Genomic DNA, 18,049 nt, shown 5'->3' on the forward strand with positions numbered 1-18,049 from the left:
GATAAGACAACCTTACGCTTTGTCCCATCAGCGCCAGACATAGGGGGGGATAAATCTATCCCGGCATGCATCCAGATAATCCGACCACCACTGCATCATCGCTTTGCGGGCTTCAAGATGTGCGGCTTTATGGATATAGGCCGCCCGCACGCTGTTGCGCTCCTGGTGGCTCATCTGGCGTTCAACCGCATCCTGCGACCACTGGCCGGACTCCATCAGGGCGCTACAGGCCATCGTCCGGAAGCCGTGACCGCAGACATCCGTTTTGGTGTCATAACCCATCAGCCGCAGCGCTTTGTTGACCGTGTTTTCACACACTGGTTTATACGGATTATGGTCGCCGGGGAACACCAGTTCCAGATGGCCTGAAATCGCTTGAATTTGCTTCAGAACGTCGATGGCTTGCCGGGACAGCGGCACGATATGCGGCGTGCGCATTTTCGCGCCACGCCCGGAGTAGCGGACGCCGGCAATCGCGTCGCGGGTGGCGGGAATGGTCCAGATCTTGTTTCTGAAATCAATTTCACTCCACCTTGCGAAACGCAGTTCGCTGGACCGGATAAACAGGTGCAGGGTGAGCAGTACCGCTAGTCGGGTCAGTTCCCGGCCTTGCGAAACGCAGTTCGCTGGACCGGATAAACAGGTGCAGGGTGAGCAGTACCGCTAGTCGGGTCAGTTCCCGGCCTTGCCGATAGCTTTCAATTAGTTCCAGCAGTTCAGGCAGGCGCTCCAGCGGCAGAGCCGGATAATGGCGCCTGACCGGCGGAGCCGTTACGCCAACTAAATTCAGCGCCGGGTTGTTTTCAACCCATCCTTGCTGAACAGCGTAACGCATAATATTGCACAGATGCTGCCGCGCGCGGGACGCCACCTCCAGCAAACCTTTTTCCTCAATACCTTTCAGAAGGGCAGTGAAGTGTCGGGTTTTCAGTTCCGTTATCGGCAGATTACCGATCGCCGGAAAAACATGATTGTTCAGGCTGGCAAGCAGGCGGGTAGCATGGTTCTCCGACCAGGTTCTGTTGCTTTGATGCCAGCTCAGCGCCACAGTCTTAAAACTCTTTGCCGGTGAACGAGCCGCCTTTTCAGCGGCACGTCGCTGCGCCGGGTTGATATTTAGAGCCAGCAGTTTGCGGATGCCGTCGCGCTGTTGCCGGGCATCGGTCAGCGATACATCGGGATAAGTGCCTAAACTGAGGCGAGACTCTTTGCCATTGATACGATATTTGAGATACCAGAGACGTGAACCGCCTGGATTAACCAAAAGGTACAGACCGTGTGAATCGGAAACTTTGAAGGGATTAGCGGATGATTTTAAGTTGCGGATTTTTGAGTCGTTAAGAGACATTTGGGGGTCACTCCATTATCGAACCAACCTGACCCCAAATCTGACCACCATTTTTTCCCGATGCGGAGGGAAAACTAGAAACGCATCGGGAAGGTTTTTCACGCTAACCTGTTGAATCAACGTACAAATAGGGATTCGCAAGGATGCATGAAAACAAGTAAATGGCTCCTCTGACTGGACTCGAACCAGTGACATACGGATTAACAGTCCGCCGTTCTACCGACTGAACTACAGAGGAATCGTAGTGCGGCATATCTTAGCGAGTGCGCCTGGTTTGTCAAATCCTGAATCAGCCTGTTGGCGCTGTTTGCGGTTTCTCTCAGCGTTTTGTCGTCTTTTTAGCCGGGATGAAGCAAAAAATACTTTGCAGGATAAGCGATTGTAAATCATTATTTGAAATGTGGTTTCACATCTCTCACAGGTCACCCTTGAACTTACATGCCGTACTACGTCAGCGCGTTGAGAAAACTCGCTGGTATACCAACAGAAAAAGCTATCGGACGCTTTTCTGGCGCGAAATTACTCCCCTTGCCGTGCCTATCTTTCTGGAAAATACCTGTGTGTTAATGATGGGAGTGCTGAGCACTTTCCTCGTGAGCTGGCTGGGTAAAGAGGCGATGGCGGGCGTGGGGCTGGCCGATAGTTTTAACATGGTGATCATTGCATTTTTTGCCGCAATCGATCTTGGTACCACGGTGGTTGTCGCCTTCAGTCTCGGCAAGCTCGATCCAAAACGAGCGCGAGCGGCAGCGCGCCAGTCTCTGGTGCTGATGACGATTGTGGCGCTGTTCCTGGCGATTGGCATTCACCTGGCCGGTGAGCACATCGTGAATATCATTGCTGGCGACGCAACGCCGGAAGTGAAGGCGCTGGCGCTTTCTTATCTGCAAACCACGGTCTGGAGTTATCCGGCGGCGGCCATCGCGCTAATCGGCAGCGGCGCGCTTCGCGGGGCGGGGAACACGAAAATTCCTCTGCTGATTAACGGCGGGATGAATATCCTCAATATTATGATCAGTAGCGTGCTGATCTACGGCCTTTTCGACTGGCAAGGAATGGGATTTGTCGGTGCCGGGCTGGGGCTGACTATCTCTCGCTACATCGGCGCGATAGGCATTATCTACGTGCTGATGATCGGCTTTAACCCGGCGCTGCGTATTTCGCTCAAAAGTTACTTTACTCCGCTTAAGCTCAATATCCTTTGGGAAGTGCTCGGCATCGGCATTCCCGCCAGTATCGAATCCGTTTTGTTCAACGGCGGCAAGCTGTTAACGCAGATGTTCGTGGCCGGTATGGGCACCAACGTCATCGCCGGTAACTTTATCGCTTTCTCGATTGCGGCGCTGATTAACCTGCCGGGAAACGCCCTGGGCTCAGCCTCAACCATTATCGTTGGCAGGCGTTTAGGCAAAGGGCAGATTGGCCAGGCGGAGCGGCAACTGCGCCATGTCTTCTGGTTATCGACCATTTTTCTGACGATTATCGCCTGGGGAACCGCGCCTTTCGCCGGGCTGTTCGCCTCGTTCTATACGCGTGAGGATGACGTAAAAGAAGTGGTCAAAGTGCTCATCTGGCTTAACGCCGCGTTTATGCCAATCTGGGCGGCTTCCTGGGTCTTACCGGCCGGGCTGAAAGGCGCGCGCGACGCACGTTTCGCCATGTGGGTTTCGATGCTTGGCATGTGGGGTTGCCGCGTTGTGGCAGGTTATACGCTGGGGATTGTGCTGGGGATGGGCGTTGTGGGCGTCTGGCTGGGGATGTTCCTCGACTGGACGGTTCGCGGCGTATTCTTCTACTGGCGCATGGTAAGCGGACGCTGGCTGAAAAAATACCCGCGACCGGAAAAACAGCCTGTAACGGTTGTGCCGGCAACCGGGCAAAACAGCAGCTAAAAGTCTACGCTTAGCGAAACGCTTATGTCCGGGAAGTAAAAACATGCACCTGAAATCGTTTTGCAGTTTACTGCTTCTGCTTGCCAGCCAGAACGTGCTGGCCGTTAGCTATCCGTTACCGCCGGAAGGCAGTCGTCTGGTGGGCAGCCCGCTGACAATTACCGTTCCCGAGGGAAACAAACTGCCGCTTGAGGCGTTTGCGCAGCAGCACGGTCAGGGGCTGAGCAACCTTATAGAAGCCAATCCCGATGTGGATGTATTTTTACCTCATGCGGGTTCGGAGCTGGTTATCCCCGGGCAGCTAATATTGCCGGATACCGTGCGCGAAGGCATTGTCGTTAACGTTGCGGAAATGCGGCTCTACTATTATCCGCCGGAAGGCGGCACGGTTGAGGTGTTCCCGATAGGCATCGGCCAGGCGGGACGAGAAACGCCGCGCAACTGGGTTACCCGGATTGAGCGCAAACAGGAGGGGCCAACCTGGGTGCCTACCGCGAACACACGACGCGCGTATGCAAAAGAGGGAAGAAGCCTCCCGGCCTACGTGCCAGCCGGGCCGGATAATCCTATGGGGCTTTACGCCATTTATATTGGCAGGTTTTATGCGATACACGGCACCAATGCCAACTTTGGCATTGGTTTGCGGGTTAGCCAGGGCTGTATTCGACTGCGCAATAACGATATCAAATATCTGTTTGATAACGTTCCGGAAGGCACGCGCGTTCAGCTTATTGACCAGCCCGTGAAGGTGACTACCGAGCCGGATGGCAGCCGCTGGCTTGAAGTTCATGAACCGTTATCCCGAAACCGTAGCGAATTTGAATCCACCAACAAAGTGCCGCTCTCTTTAACATCCTCGCTTAGCGCGGCGATGAAGGAACAAGGCGTTGATATGCTCCGCGTTACCAATGAACTGGAACGCCGTTCAGGGATGCCGGTAAATATCAGCGGAGCAGCTCCCGGGCTGAACGTTGAGTAGCTAGCTCATTTTGTGCGCTCAGGGTGACTGAAGCAGCGCGTCACAGCGCTGTTTCACCGCTTTGTGCAGCAAACGCACCGTGGCGGATAACTGTTTGCGGTGAGGACAAATCAGATTGAGCGGCACCACGTCTCCCTGCGTCTGCGGCAGTAATACTTTCAGGCGACCGGCACTGACGTCTTCGCTCACATCCAGCCAGGACTTAAACGCAATACCTTCCCCCTCGATCGCTAAACGGCGAATGACTTCCGCATCGTCGCTCATCATGCTGCCTTTTACGGCGATATGATGCATATTGCCGTCCTGAACGAGCGTCCATTTATCAAAAACTCGTCCGCGCAGAATATAAGTCAGCGCGTTGTGGTGGGCGAGATCGGTTAGCGTTTTGGGTTCACCGTGGCGTTCAATATAAGAAGGCGCAGCAACTAAAACCCGGCGATTATTGGGGGCGAGGGGCAGGGCGACGTAGGATGCATCCTCGTTAATGCCGTAGCGAAAAGCGACATCAACCGGATCTTTAAACACATCGGCAATCCTGTCGGAGAAGAGGATTTTTAGCTGCAGGGCAGGGTGCTGACGCCTGAAATCCTGAAAAACCGAAAGCAGCAGGTTGCGCCCCAAATCGGAAGGCACGGCAATTTGCAGCACGCCGCGCACTTCATCGCTGGCCGGTTGAAGCTGCTCATAACCCGCTTCAAGCGCCTGTAACGCCTGAATGGCATAGGGCAGCCAGTTTTCCCCTTCCGGCGTCAGCCTCAGGCTGCGCGTGGAGCGGGCAAACAGGCGGACGTTGAGGGTTTTTTCCAGCCGTTTTATGGCGGTGCTCACCTGGGCTGGCTGCAAACCCGCCTCACGCGCCGTATCGCTAAAGCTGTTTAGCGCGCTTGCCCTGACAAACAAAGTTAGGTCTTCCAGCCTGAGCATTTTCACTCCCCGAGTATAAGTGTTGTTTTTTATGGGCTGTTTCCCGATGGTTCCTCTCCTTGTAACATGCTCGAAAGGTTCCAACCGCGAAGAGTCTCTTGCGGCTCATGTTAACTAATTCAGGGAATAATCATGAATATTATTGATGCAGCGTCTTCACGCTATTCAACCAAAGCTTTTGATTGTGCTAAAAAAATAAGCGCTGAAGATATCGAAAAAGTGAAAAATCTGCTGCGCCTGAGCCCGTCGAGCACCAACTCGCAGCCGTGGCATTTTATTCTGGCGAGTACGGACGAAGCTAAAGCGCGTATCGCAAAAGCCACCTCCGGTTTTTATGTCTTTAACGAACGCAAAGTGCTTGATGCATCCCACGTAGTGGTGTTCTGCGCCAAAACGGCTATTGATGAAAAGCACCTGTTTACGCTGCTGGAAAAAGAGAATGCCGATGGACGTTTTGCAAGCCAGCAGGCGATGGAAGGGCAGCAAAAAGGCCGCTCTTATTTTGTGAATATGCACCGTTTTGATCTGAAAGACGCGCAGCACTGGATGGAAAAACAAGTCTATCTGAACGTTGGTAACTTCCTGCTGGGCGTGTCCGCATTGAATATTGACGCCGTACCGATTGAAGGTTTTGACGCGCGTATTCTGGATGAAGAGTTTGGGCTGCGTGAGAAGGGCTTTACAAGCCTTGTGATTGTACCGATTGGTTATCGCAGCGTGGAAGACTTTAACGCCGCGCTGCCAAAATCACGCCTCGATTTCAGCGAGATTTTGACCGAGTGCTAAAAGCTCCCTTCCCCTGATCCTGTTCAGAATCAGGGGGAAAATAAATAGCGGGTACTTTTTTAGCGCCGCCAGGGCTTTATCAAACGGCTGTGTCAGTGATGTGTTTCTCGGTGAAGTGGTTAAGACAATCGTCTACGAAGGCTGCAAGTTTGTCTTCAATGCTGCTCTCTACGGTGCTTAAGCGCAGCAGTGGAACGCCACTTTTACCAAGCACACTGTCTTTGACGCGATCGCGTTCGGCTTGTTCAGGCGTCTCATGGTAGCCGCCATCAACCTCGATAACCCCCAGCGGTGTTTTTCCCACTTTAAAGTAAAGAACGAAATCGCAGCTTGCCTGCTGGTTAACAAATTCAACTTCCCGGGCTGTAAGCACATTGTTGGCTAAAGAAATTAACTGAGCGAGTGGAATCTGGGTGTGGAATTTGATGAGCTGATAGTCTGGTTTCGTCAGTAAATCCCGTAGCAATGCTGCAATTATTTGTTCTGATTTAAATTTAGAATCGCCAGGATTTAGCCGTGCCTGCAGCTTTTGCAGGGAACGATCGTATTCGCTATAGAGCAGGTCAAAGGCTGAAACAACCGGTGCGCGCTGAATTTGACTCTCATCCGCGTAGTATTCAATGTAGCGGACGAGTGCGGCAATATGGCGATTCTTCATAGTAAAGACCTCGTCTCCGGTGACAAGAGTGAAATTATTTTTAGCTCGTGATACGGCGACATTTACCAGGTGTGGATCGTCCACAAAATCGATTTTATCTCCGTGGGCGGTTTTTTTGTCCAGTACGGTAGAGAAGATAATTTCGTCACATTCCCGTCCCTGAAACTTATGCACCGTAGCTTTAATAAAATCTTCAGGAAGCACCTTTTTCGAAAGGTTAATCTGCGCATTATAGGGGGCGATAAAGCCGCGATTGTGTTTTTCGTCCCACTCCAGTGGTCCTAACGACTCCAGCTCTCTCAGGTTCGTGAATTTTCGGGTGTGATTACCTTTAGCGGTAATAATCAGCGACATGGATTGCTCGCCTTTGTCCTGGGTCATGGGAATCAACTGGTTGTCGTAAAACTGTTTATTACAGAACTGAATGATTTTTGGATGGCAGCGATAATGCTCTTTGAGCAACGACGTGGGAAGCCCGTGTTCAAAGATGCCCACAATCGAGCCAAGAAGGCTATACCTGACGCAGTCGTAATACTCAGCCGGAGCCGGAATATCAATTTTCACTGGAACGTGGGGCAGTTGTTTTCTGTCGCCAACGATAATAACGTTTCGTGCGCAGCCGAGCGCAAGAATGCCGGGTAATATATCCTGCTGGGATGCTTCATCGATAATAACAAAATCAATAAGTTTTCGGGTGGGCAGGGAGTTGATAATAGAATGTGTGCTGCTACCGATTATTGGGTAGCGCGCCAGGAAGGCATCAAACTCCTGAAGATAGCGCGCTTCGTCAAACGGTTGCCGATCCGTAATATGCTGATGAAGATGGTTTTTCAGGTAGTCCATTGAAGCGCTGGTCAGGCTGTTAAGCAGCGTCTCGAACTGGCCTTCCTGCAATATTTTTTGTTGCGCATCCAGCTCGGCTTTTTTGCTTTCAAGCGTCTTTTTATAGAAATAAAGCTGGAGTTCGCGAATGAGTCGCTGTCGCTTTGCGGGGGAGTTGATGGCTTTGATACGCCAGATTCTGAATCGGAACAGCAATTCAAGGCGATCCCGGAGCGTAACAGGATGCTCAGCCAGATAGTGCAACCATGCCATTAAATCGGTAGCTTTATCGGCTGTTAAACGCTGATTCTTGATGAGTTGAGAGGCAGGAAAAGTTTGCTCGCGCTGCCATTCATGCAGATATTTTTGTTCAATCAGTAACTCTTCTATATCCGCCTGCAACTGTGCCACTTTATTTCTTGCAATGAGCTGGTTTTTTAATTTTTGCCCGTTAGCTTCTATATCTTCAAGTTTTGGCTGACTGGCAGGCGCCTCCGGTAGCCCAAGTGGAACGCTGGAGAAAAACTGTTTTCGGTTATCCGAACTGCCTAATCTGGCAAAGAGATAATTTAATCCCGCTTTTTCTAATTTTTCATAGACATTATCAACCGCCGAATTGTTATTGGAGAGTACGGCAACCGATTTATTATTCAGCAGAATATTGGCAATGATATTTAAAATGGTTTGCGTCTTTCCGGTGCCTGGTGGGCCTTCAATCAGACTTATCTGTGAGGAAAACGCCTGCTCAACCGCTTGCAACTGGCTTTCATTAATTCCAAAGGGATAGATCAGTTTTTGTAGAGGGTCTCGATGCTGGTTTTTCCCGGTGCAATAAGCATGCAACACAGAGTTCGGATGGCAGGGCAGAACTTTATTCAACTGGCGCACCACGCTTTCAGCAATGTGTTTTTTGTCTTCTGACGAATACGCCACGCGGGCCTGAGCCACACGGTTAAAATAATCAAAAATTATTTTTTCGTTTGCTGGCGCTTCGGTGATTTTGTCAATCTCTGAAGTCTTCATGCAGTAGGGTCTGGCGTTACCGGGATAATAAACAACGGTATATTTCCCACCGTAGGTTATTGCGCTTTCGATGGTCTGAACCTCTGCGTTTCCTTTCTTAATCAGCCGGGAACCGATCTCGGGCTTAGTCGGAATAATCTCGCAATCTTCTAATGGACGGTTATATTTTTTGCCGGAGTGGTAAATACAGGAGAGAACCAGCCCACCTTTCCTGTCGTCATACCATAATTTCCAGTCTTTGAGCTGCGAAGTTTTCTCTTTACCATCCATGTACACCGAAACCATAAATATCAACCATGAATTTAATTGGGGATTTTTAATATACCCGCAGGGAGGGGTATCGCAAAGCTTGTCAGACAAGAAACTAAGGATTAGGGGAGTAACTAAAGCGGAAAACGGGACAACAGCAAGCAAAAAGCCCGCTTAAGTTTCCTTAAGCGGGCTTCTCTAAATATGGCTCCTCTGACTGGACTCGAACCAGTGACATACGGATTAACAGTCCGCCGTTCTACCGACTGAACTACAGAGGAATCGTGTGAACGGGGCGCATAGTAACGAGGTGTACCCGGGTTGTCAAAGGCTGTTTTGGCTAATTGCGTTTGATTGCGGATTTTTACAGCAAATCAATAAAAAGGGCCGTTTTTTACGGCCCTTAAAGCTTTAACCGGCCAGGCGGGCGCGCACGGGAGCGGTTGCTTCAAACAACCAGGGACGTGCTTCGCTGCTCACTCGCGGCGAAAGCGTTTCGCGTACCCACAGATGATATTCATCCAGCCAGGCGATTTCCTGCTCGTTAAGCAGCGACAGATCAACAGCGCTGAGATCGACAGGGATCAGCGTGAGGGATGCGAATTTGCAGAATCCCGGCTGTGAGGCCACCACTTCCACCTGATTTTCAATGCGAATGCCGTGGCTTCCGTCCAGATAATAGCCCGGCTCGATGGTGAGAATATTGCCCGGCAGCAGCGGCCACGGGTTCACCTTCTTCGCCATGCGATGCGGGTTTTCATGAATCAGCAGGTTGTGGCCGACACCGTGTCCGGTGCCGTGATCGTAATCCAGCCCCAGCTCCCAGAGCGGACGGCGGGCGAACGCATCAAGCTGATGACCCTGAGCGCCCTGCGGAAATTGCAGGGTAATCAGCGCCAGAAAGCCTTTTAGCACCGCCGTATAGTGCAGACGACGCTGCGCATCTACCTGCCCGAAGCTTAACGTGCGCGTGGCATCGGTAGTGCCGTTCGTGTACTGGCCGCCGGAATCATTAAGATAAAACTCGTGGCCGGTAATAGCGTGGTTGGTTTCAGGCGAGGAGTGGTAGTGGCACATTGCGGCATTGCTGCCCGCAGCGGAAATAGTGCTAAAACTCTGCTGCTGGAAATTATCGCAAAGTTTGCGAAACTCAAGCTGCTTTTCCTGCGCTTCAAGCTCGGTAATCGGATTACCCGCCGCTTCGCGCAGGGGAACTTCGTGACTCAGCCAGGCAAGGAAGTTCACCCAGGCTGCGCCATCGTCGATATGGCTTGCGCGATAGCCAGCCAGCTCGACCTCATTTTTATTGGCTTTCATCAGCGTTATCGGGTCCGGCTGCCAGATAACACGGCCATGACCCGCTTCAACCGCAAAGCGCACCGCAACCGGCGCGTAATCCCCGTCCAGCCAGATGCGCTTATCTGCGGCGATTGCTTCGCAGCGGCTCAGGAAATCTTCAGGGCTGGCGAGCGTCACCTGGGACAACGTTTCATCGCTTAACTGATGGAGCTTTTCGCGGGCAACGAACCATTCAATGTCGCCATTGTTCTTCACCAGCGCAAAAGAGTGGGGCACCGGGTTCATGGCGATATCCGAACCGCGCACGTTCAGTAGCCAGGCGATATTATCCGGCAAAGTGAGCGCAAGATAATCTGCGCCAGCCGCGGTAAGCGCGGCCGCAACCCGCTGGCGTTTGTTAGCCGAGGATTCGCCGCTGATTTCATCTGGCATGGACTTAATTAGCCCACAGGGCGCCGCCGGGCGAGCAGGCCAGATATCGTTAAGCGGATCGTCATTGACCGCCACTAAATCACAACCGCTGGCGCGCAGGTTTTCGTACTGGCTGTTAACCATCAACAGCGGCTCAAAAGCGATGCGTTTGCCTGCGGGCAGGTTATCACGCAGCCACAGATGAATCGGCTCTTCGTGAAGATGATGGATTTCAAAGGCTTCGAGGTCCACCTGATGGCGAGCCTGTACCTGGTAGCGTCCATCAACAAAAAGCAGGGCGCGATCGGCCAGGATCAGCGCCAGTCCCGCCGAACCGGTGAAACCGCTTATAAATTCCAGCTTATTGTCATGCGGCGCGCAGTCTTCGCTTTGATGTGCATCGGCACGAGGGATTAGCATACCGTCAAGCTCGCGTGCTTTCAGAAGGTTGCGTAACGCAGACAGCGGGCAAGTTGATTGCATTGCAGTTCCTTTTCTTATCAACGGAAAGGTGGCTCATTAAAGGTGCGCAGCTTACGTGAATGCAGGCGCTCGCCTTCGGCACGTAATAAATCAATGGCGCAAATACCAATTTGCAGGTGCTCGGATATCGCTCCTTCATAGAAGCGGTTGGCCTGGCCCGGCAGCTTAATTTCACCGTGAAGAGGTTTATCAGAAACGCATAACAGCGTGCCGTACGGAACGCGGAAACGATAACCCTGAGCGGCGATTGTTGCGCTTTCCATATCGATAGCGACCGCCCGGCTCAGGTTAAAGCGTAGCGCCGATGCGGAATAGCGTAGCTCCCAGTTTCTGTCGTCCGTGGTGACCACGGTTCCGGTACGCAGGCGCTGTTTAACCTCTTCGCCCGGCATGCCGCTCACCAGCTTGGTGGCGTCGTAAAGCGCGCGCTGCACTTCTGCAATGCTTGGAATGGGGATATCCGGCGGCAGCACGGCGTTCAGAACGTGATCGTCGCGCAGATACGCATGCGCCAGAACATAATCGCCAATCGACTGGCTTTCGCGCAGCCCGCCGCAGTGTCCGATCATCAGCCAGGCATCCGGGCGCAGCACGGCCAGATGATCGCAGATAGTTTTAGCGTTCGATGGCCCAACGCCGATGTTAATCAGGGTAATGCCGCTGCCTTTTGCATCAATTAAATGCCAGGCGGGCATCTGATGCTTCTTCCACGCCAGGTCTGAAATCGCTTCTTCGGGAGCTTCGGTGTCGGCAGTCAGCCAGGCGCCGCCGGCGCAGGAGAGCGCCACATACGGGCTTTCCGGATCAAGTATTTGCTGGCAACCCCAGCGGACAAACTCATCCACATAGCGGGTGTAGTTGGTGAACAGCACGAACGACTGAAAGTGTTCGACCGGCGTGCCGGTATAGTGCCGCAGGCGAGCCAGCGAGAAATCCACGCGGCGCGCATCAAAATGGGAAAGCGGGTAAAACTCGGTTGGATGGAACAGGCCGTCTGCCGTCTCGTCGCCAATTTGCGCAAGCTCGGTGGTTGGGAAATGACGGGTTAAATCCGCGCTCATCGACCTGTCCAGCGACAGGCTGGAACCATCAATCACGTAGGGATAAGGAATTTCATGCAGCGATGGTCCCACTTCAATCTGTGCGCCGTAATCTTCGTGCAGCAGAGTAAGTTGTTCAGTGAGGTAAGCGCGAAAGAGTGCGGGGCGGGTAATGGTTGTGGTGTAACTGCCGGAATGGGTAAAACGTGCGTAGGCTCTGGTTTTATTAGGCCTGGTGGTCGTACCGTCCCAGCTAACTCGCAGTTCCGGATAGACAAATAAGCCTGCCGCTCGCGCGAGCGTGTCGGGCAACGTGCCTTCTCGCGTATAGGTGCCGATGGCATCGCGCAGCGCGTTCACTGCTTTATCAAAAAGGGATTCGAGTTTATCAAGCGCTTGCTCGGGCGTTAGCCCCTGGTTTGTAGCGTCATTATTCATTAGTTCTCCTTCTTCCGGACGTACCGGCGGTGACGCGGGTAAATCTAGTATGTCATGGCCGTGGGAGAACGGAAGGGGGGAGTGCGAAGCGCCGTCAGGAACGCATCTTTGAAGCGGCCGTTATATGAGTTTAAACAGGATGCGAAAAGGCTTTAAGTTGGTGATGTAAACCCAGATTTTATGTAAATCAACCACGCCCGCCATTGCCAGCAACACCAGCGTTATCAGCAGCGTGGCGGCGGTAATTACCAGCATCAGGCGAACAATATTTTTCTGGATTTTGATCTGCTGCTTATTACGCCGCTCTTCTTTTTCATGCTCCGCAATGGTGGCCACGGATTTTGGCTGCACAAAATAGCGCTCATCCCGCAGCAGCAGATCGTCCGTTATTACCAGCGACTTCAGCAGCAGCGTAACTTTGCGGCGAAACTCTTCATTGCGGATGTGCTTATACCACAGCCTGCCATACAGCATCTCAATCACTTCATTGACCGTAACGCCGCTGTTTAGCTGCGAAGGCGGCTGCTGAATATATTCATTTACCAGCAGGTTCAGCAGCGCGATGCGATCGCGGCTTTTAAGCTCTTTATTGCCGAAAAATGCCGAAACGAGTTTACCTTTCCCGCGGCTCGCCAGAGATTTGGCATACGCAAAGCGGGTGTAATAATTAAAGGTAAAAGCAATAATGCCAGCAAAGCTTACCGGTCCGTAGCGGCGATGGTGGATGATTTCCACCTGCATTTCATCAAGCTCTGCAATGGATACTGAATGCCGTTCGGTGTAGCCGTGCGATTTATAATCCCATCGGGTAAGCAGAGCGAAACCTTCCTGATAATCTTCCAGCAGATAGCGATGGTTAGCGACATCAACCAGATGCACACTGTAGTAGTTATAGGGATTTTCCGGGCGCGTATTCCGGTGGACGAGTCGGGGAAGGTGCTTTCTCCATACTTTCTGGCGCAGCGAGGACATTTTATTGTCGGACATCAAAGGACCTTACAGGAAGTAGCAGAAAAAAGGAGGGGCTGAAATGGCTGATACGATCATAGTTGACGGAGAGATGCAGCGGCAACCGGCTTGACGTTAAAAGTTAGCTGCCGTGCATTTAATCATGCGGTTTCGTGTTCCTTCCTGAAAGTGGCAGAGCTATGGGAAGGAAAGCCCGTCGACAGAAAGCAAGAAGCCCGCTTAAGTTTCCTTAAGCGGGCTTCTTAAATTTGGCTCCTCTGACTGGACTCGAACCAGTGACATACGGATTAACAGTCCGCCGTTCTACCGACTGAACTACAGAGGAATCGTGTGAACGGGGCGCATATTAACGGCACGAGTTTGGCTTGTCAAAGCCTGAAATAACGGTTGCGGTTCGTTTGCTGATAAAACAGTCAAACGGAGCTAAACGTACAGATGCTTGCCTACGAACGACGTATCTTCTGCCAAACGACGAGCGGGATGGTAATAAGCTTTTCGCATTTACCTGCACCACGCTGGTGCGCGCATACCCCTTTTGGGGCATAAGCAAACCGCTGTTTCAGTAATGGAGTCGAGCGTTTTCATCAGTTCCTCTTATAATCCAGCCGGTTAGACCATCTGGCCCGACGTTGTGAAAAAGTGGCAAGTATCTTGCAATTCCCTTCACGACATCACAGCCGAGACTGGCACTGGCATTCCGTGAAGGAGGCAAAATGAATTTAAGACGACTGAAATACTTCGTAAAAATCGTCGATATTGGTAGCCTGACCCAGGCCGCTGAAGTGCTGCATATTGCGCAGCCGGCGCTGAGCCAGCAGGTCGCTACCCTTGAAGGGGAACTGAGCCAACAATTATTAATTCGCACCAAGCGCGGTGTGACCCCGACGGAAGCGGGGAAGATTCTTTATACCCATGCGCGGGCGATTTTGCGTCAGTGTGAGCAGGCGCAACTGGCGGTTGGCAACGTCGGCCAGACGCTGAGCGGGCAGGTCTCAATCGGCCTTGCGCCGGGAACGGCGGCCTCGTCAATTATTATGCCTTTGCTTCAGGCTGTGCGTGCGGAATTGCCGGACGTCCTGGTCTATCTGCATGAAAACAGCGGTTCTTCCCTGAATGACAAGCTGTTAAGCGGCCAGCTTGACATGGCGGTCTTGTATGACCGTTCTCCGACGGCGGGCATCATCAGCCAGCCGTTACTTAAAGAGGAGTTGTTTCTGGTCGGCACCCGCGACTGTCCAGGTCAGACAGTCGATCTCGCGGCGGTAGCCGAAATGAACCTATTCCTGCCGCGTGACTACAGCGCCGTGCGTAAGCGCGTGGACGAAGCGTTTTCTCTGCGTCGCCTGACGGCGAAAATTATCGGTGAGATCGAGTCCATTTCTACCCTGACCGCTGCAATCGCAAGCGGAATGGGCGTGACGGTGCTGCCTGAATCTGCCGCGCGTTCGCTGTCAGGTTCCGCGAACGGCTGGATGGCTCGCATCACCAGTCCTTCGCTCAATTTGCCGTTGTCCATCAATCTGTCGGCGCGTTTATCGCTTACCCCGCAGGCCCAGGCGGTAAAAGATATTCTTATGTCGCTGGTAACGCAGCCGGCGCTGGAAAATCCAGAACTGATGCTGGTCAGTTAATGACGGCTTATTGCTAAAAGGAATAAGTTGCTGGTTTTTATTATTTGTTCCACAGGCGCTGTGACTTTAACAATGGTGTAAAGAACAGCGATGCCCTGGGGGTAAAGTGAATTTCCAGCAACTTAAGATTATCCGTGAGGCGGCGCGGCGAGATTACAATCTCACCGAAGTCGCCAACATGCTTTTTACCTCGCAATCCGGCGTCAGCCGTCATATCCGCGAGCTGGAAGAAGAGCTCGGCATCGAGATTTTCATCCGCCGGGGTAAACGGTTATTAGGTATGACCGAACCGGGCAAAGCGCTGCTGGTTATCGCCGAACGCATTCTCAACGAGGCAAGCAACGTTCGTCGCCTTGCCGATCTGTTTACCAACGACACAAGCGGCGTGTTGACTATCGCCACCACGCACACTCAGGCGCGCTACAGCCTGCCGACGGTGATCAAAGCTTTTCGCGCGCTTTTCCCGGAAGTTCGTCTCGAACTTATTCAGGGCACGCCTCAAGAAATAGAAGCTCTTCTGCACAGCGGCACGGCGGATATTGGTATCGCCAGCGAGCGTCTCAGCACCGATCCTACGCTTGTCGCTTATCCCTGGTTCCGCTGGTATCACAGTCTGCTGGTGCCCGCCGGGCATCCGCTAATCCATGCGAGTCCCCTTACGCTTGACGACATCAGCCGTTGGCCGCTCATCACCTATCGGCAGGGAATAACGGGCCGCTCGCGCATTGATGAAGCGTTTTCTCGCCGTGGCTTAACGCCGGACGTGGTGCTCAGCGCGCAGGATTCGGACGTGGTGAAAACCTACGTTGAGCTGGGGTTGGGTATCGGCCTGGTGGCCGATCAGGCAAGCGGTGAAGAGGGAAGCCTCGTGCGTCTTGATACGCGACACCTGTTTGATGCCAACACCGTGTGGCTTGGGCTAAAGCGCGGGCAGCTACAGCGAAATTACGTCTGGCGCTTTATTGAATTGTGCAACCCGGAGCTGTCGGTGGAGGAAATTAAGCGGCTGGCGCTGGAGTCCGACGAAGTGGTTATCGATTTCCAGATTTGATTTGCTTTATGTAATAAAAATTAACAGACAATGTTAATTGTTTATTAATAAATAAACGAGTGGCGCCCGGCTTATATTGCTGAACGATTTTTCGCTTCGGGAATAGAGACCGGGCGTTTTTATTTACGGGAAAGATTAAGGTTGCAAAAGTGTTCAATATTTCCAATCACTGATCGATTAACGTAAATTAATAGTTATTAACTATCGAATGTTGTTTTTTGTAAAGAAAAACCGATCAAATTCATAAAGTTACTCTCCCTTTGTCCGATATCTCCTTCAGCGGTTTACCGTATTCGTTTTTTTCTTGTTCACCTCATCGATAACACAGCGGGTGATGACCTCCATTGATAAGGAAAATTCACCCAAAGGGAGTAGATATGTCTTTACATGACGTAAAAATTCGCACCAAATTAACCCTGGCTTTCACCTTCTTTATTGTGCTGATGATTTTCAGCTCCAGCCTCTCTCTGCTTAGCCTGAATAAGGCAAATAACGGGATGCAGTCCATCATTACGGATGATTATCCAACCACCGTAAAAGCCAATCAGCTTATTGAAAATTTCCAGGATTTTATTAACGTCCAACAGCTAATGCTGCTTGATGATAAAGGAACGTTTCGCGAAGCCTCCGAAAAGCGCCTGACCGAACTCAGCGCGCGTATCACCGGCTTGCTCGATAACCTGAGCAAAGCGCGACAAGATGAAAGATCGCGCCAGGCGCTCAGTGAAATTACCGAGGTGCGCAAAGAGTATCTGGACTCCCGCTTCCGAATTTTACAGGCCGTGCAGCTCAACGACCGGGCGGCTGCGCTTGAGGAGATGATGACAACCACCGTTCAGGTGCAGGAAAAATACAAAGCGAAGGTTCAGGCGCTCATCGCCATTCAGAATGAGCAAATGCGCGCCGCAGGTTCGGAAGTGGAGAAGGATTATCACACTAACCGCGCGCTGCTGATTTTGATTACGCTATTGAGTATCGTCCTTGCGACGCTGACCGGCTGGTTTATTGTCCGCTCGATTACACGTCCTTTAGGCCAGGCGGTTGAATTCGCTCAGGCCATTGCCGAAGGCGATTTATCCCGCAGTATCGATACGCACCATCGCGATGAAACGGGCGTTTTACTTCACGCGCTGATGGCAATGAAAGTTCGTCTGCAGGAGATTGTGCGCGAGGTGCAAAAAGGCTCCGAGAGCATTTCTTCAGCGGCGGCGCAAATTGTAGCCGGTAATCAGGATCTGGCGGCACGTACCGAAGAGCAGGCCAGCTCCGTTGAAGAAACCGCGGCGTCTATGGAACAAATTACCTCGACGGTAAAAAATACCTACGACCATACCAATGTCGCCACACGTCTTTCTGCCGATACCGCAAGCGTAGTGAAGAAAAACGGGCAGATGATGACCCAGGTGACCAATAAAATGCGCCTGATTAACGACACGTCTAACCGCATGTCTGACATTATCAACCTGATTGATTCCATCGCTTTCCAGACCAATATTCTGGCGCTCAATGCTGCGGTTGAAGCGGCGCGTGCTGGCGAACACGGGCGTGGATTTGCCGTTGTTGCAGGCGAAGTACGGCAGCTCGCGCAAAAAAGCGCTTCTTCCGCCAGTGAGATCCGTACCCTGATTGAGAATTCAACTTCGCAAACGCGCGAAGGGATGGATCTGGTCCAGACGGCAAACCAGCAGATTACCGGCATGGTCAGCAACGTTGAGGAGATGGACGGTATTCTCAGTGAAATCAAACAGGCAAGCCAGGAGCAAACGGAAGGCATTTCGCAGATCAATACCGCTATCGGCATGATTGATACCACCACGCAGCAGAACTCTTGTCTTGTGGAAGAGTCTGTAGCGGCGGCGGCCTCGCTCAACGAACAGGCGCGGCATTTGCGTGAAATGGTGAAAGTGTTCCGCTTAGAACAAACGGTTTCCTCCCCATACGCTTAATTAGTCAGGCGGGGGAGCGGGGGCGTGGCCCCCGACTCAAAGCGTACCGGGCTTCAATTTAAAAGAACGTAAGCAAAGCCGCCGTATCCTGTTAATTCAG

11 protein-coding genes, 3 tRNA genes and 1 pseudogene are annotated in these 18,049 nt (G+C 52.1%); 6 read left to right on the top strand and 9 right to left on the bottom strand.

Annotated features, from left to right (window positions below; all coding sequences use genetic code 11):
* Positions 1-27: 27 nt before the first annotated feature.
* Both MUA00_RS10040 and MUA00_RS10045 read right to left on the bottom strand, forming a co-directional pair.
* Positions 28-1,348: pseudogene (locus MUA00_RS10040) on the bottom strand (tyrosine-type recombinase/integrase).
* A 162-nt stretch (positions 1,349-1,510) separates the two neighbouring features.
* Positions 1,511-1,586: transfer RNA gene (locus MUA00_RS10045), tRNA-Asn, on the bottom strand.
* Between the two features lie 190 nt (positions 1,587-1,776).
* Between MUA00_RS10045 and MUA00_RS10050 the strand changes: the two genes are divergently transcribed.
* Together MUA00_RS10050 and ldtA are read left to right on the top strand one after the other, a co-directional pair.
* On the top strand, positions 1,777-3,240 hold the full coding sequence (locus tag MUA00_RS10050) for an EmmdR/YeeO family multidrug/toxin efflux MATE transporter (RefSeq protein ID WP_333780873.1): 1,464 nt from the start codon (positions 1,777-1,779) through the stop codon (positions 3,238-3,240).
* Between the two features lie 43 nt (positions 3,241-3,283).
* Positions 3,284-4,219 carry a L,D-transpeptidase gene (gene ldtA / locus MUA00_RS10055; RefSeq protein WP_271123039.1) on the top strand — a complete coding sequence of 312 codons (936 nt, stop codon included), beginning with the start codon at positions 3,284-3,286 and terminating at the stop codon, positions 4,217-4,219.
* 18 nt (positions 4,220-4,237) lie between these two features.
* Here ldtA and MUA00_RS10060 read toward each other — a convergent pair whose 3' ends face one another.
* Entirely contained in the window at positions 4,238-5,143 is a 906-nt protein-coding gene (locus MUA00_RS10060) for a LysR family transcriptional regulator (protein WP_271123038.1), read from the bottom strand.
* 132 nt (positions 5,144-5,275) lie between these two features.
* On the opposite strand from MUA00_RS10060, the gene nfsB reads away from it, so the two are divergent.
* Positions 5,276-5,929: an oxygen-insensitive NAD(P)H nitroreductase gene (nfsB, locus tag MUA00_RS10065; protein WP_271123037.1), complete on the top strand. Its 654-nt coding sequence runs from the start codon at positions 5,276-5,278 to the stop codon at positions 5,927-5,929.
* Between the two features lie 79 nt (positions 5,930-6,008).
* On the opposite strand, the gene MUA00_RS10070 is transcribed toward nfsB, so the two are convergent.
* The 6 genes from MUA00_RS10070 to MUA00_RS10095 all read right to left on the bottom strand — a co-directional run bounded on the left by MUA00_RS10070 (position 6,009) and on the right by MUA00_RS10095 (position 13,646).
* A complete protein-coding gene (locus tag MUA00_RS10070) occupies positions 6,009-8,717 on the bottom strand; it encodes an AAA domain-containing protein (protein ID WP_271123102.1) in 2,709 nt (902 codons plus the stop codon).
* A gap of 169 nt (positions 8,718-8,886) precedes the next feature.
* A tRNA-Asn gene (locus MUA00_RS10075) sits at positions 8,887-8,962 on the bottom strand.
* Positions 8,963-9,092: 130 nt separating this feature from the next.
* On the bottom strand, positions 9,093-10,874 hold the full coding sequence (locus tag MUA00_RS10080) for an aminopeptidase P family protein (protein ID WP_271123036.1): 1,782 nt from the start codon (positions 10,872-10,874) through the stop codon (positions 9,093-9,095).
* Positions 10,875-10,891: 17 nt separating this feature from the next.
* Positions 10,892-12,352: an AMP nucleosidase gene (locus tag MUA00_RS10085; protein ID WP_271123035.1), complete on the bottom strand. Its 1,461-nt coding sequence runs from the start codon at positions 12,350-12,352 to the stop codon at positions 10,892-10,894.
* A 120-nt stretch (positions 12,353-12,472) separates the two neighbouring features.
* Positions 12,473-13,339, bottom strand: coding sequence for a hypothetical protein (locus MUA00_RS10090; RefSeq protein WP_271123034.1), 867 nt, complete (start codon positions 13,337-13,339; stop codon positions 12,473-12,475).
* A 231-nt stretch (positions 13,340-13,570) separates the two neighbouring features.
* Positions 13,571-13,646: transfer RNA gene (locus MUA00_RS10095), tRNA-Asn, on the bottom strand.
* Between the two features lie 388 nt (positions 13,647-14,034).
* On the opposite strand from MUA00_RS10095, the gene nac reads away from it, so the two are divergent.
* The 3 genes from nac (at position 14,035) to MUA00_RS10110 (ending at position 17,949) form a co-directional block, all read left to right on the top strand.
* On the top strand, positions 14,035-14,952 hold the full coding sequence (gene nac, locus MUA00_RS10100) for a nitrogen assimilation transcriptional regulator NAC (RefSeq protein ID WP_271123033.1): 918 nt from the start codon (positions 14,035-14,037) through the stop codon (positions 14,950-14,952).
* Between the two features lie 106 nt (positions 14,953-15,058).
* A complete protein-coding gene (gene cbl / locus MUA00_RS10105; protein ID WP_271123032.1) occupies positions 15,059-16,003 on the top strand; it encodes an HTH-type transcriptional regulator Cbl in 945 nt (314 codons plus the stop codon).
* 377 nt (positions 16,004-16,380) lie between these two features.
* Positions 16,381-17,949, top strand: a complete 1,569-nt coding sequence (locus MUA00_RS10110; protein WP_271123031.1) for a methyl-accepting chemotaxis protein — start codon at positions 16,381-16,383, stop codon at positions 17,947-17,949.
* Positions 17,950-18,049: the final 100 nt, after the last annotated feature.

It is taken from the genome of Dryocola boscaweniae (assembly GCF_025215095.1).
GTDB lineage: Bacteria > Pseudomonadota > Gammaproteobacteria > Enterobacterales > Enterobacteriaceae > Dryocola > Dryocola boscaweniae.

Bases quoted from the DNA above. Each gene is read 5' to 3' on its own strand.
- MUA00_RS10110 (WP_271123031.1), top strand. From the start codon at position 16,381: ATGTCTTTACATGACGTAAAAATTCGCACCAAATTAACCCTGGCTTTC.
- nac (WP_271123033.1), top strand. From the start codon at position 14,035: ATGAATTTAAGACGACTGAAATACTTCGTAAAAATCGTCGATATTGGT.
- ldtA (WP_271123039.1), top strand. From the start codon at position 3,284: ATGCACCTGAAATCGTTTTGCAGTTTACTGCTTCTGCTTGCCAGCCAG.
- MUA00_RS10090 (WP_271123034.1), bottom strand. From the start codon at position 13,339: ATGTCCGACAATAAAATGTCCTCGCTGCGCCAGAAAGTATGGAGAAAG.
- MUA00_RS10080 (WP_271123036.1), bottom strand. From the start codon at position 10,874: ATGCAATCAACTTGCCCGCTGTCTGCGTTACGCAACCTTCTGAAAGCA.
- MUA00_RS10060 (WP_271123038.1), bottom strand. From the start codon at position 5,143: ATGCTCAGGCTGGAAGACCTAACTTTGTTTGTCAGGGCAAGCGCGCTA.
- nfsB (WP_271123037.1), top strand. From the start codon at position 5,276: ATGAATATTATTGATGCAGCGTCTTCACGCTATTCAACCAAAGCTTTT.
- MUA00_RS10070 (WP_271123102.1), bottom strand. From the start codon at position 8,717: ATGGTTTCGGTGTACATGGATGGTAAAGAGAAAACTTCGCAGCTCAAA.
- MUA00_RS10085 (WP_271123035.1), bottom strand. From the start codon at position 12,352: ATGAATAATGACGCTACAAACCAGGGGCTAACGCCCGAGCAAGCGCTT.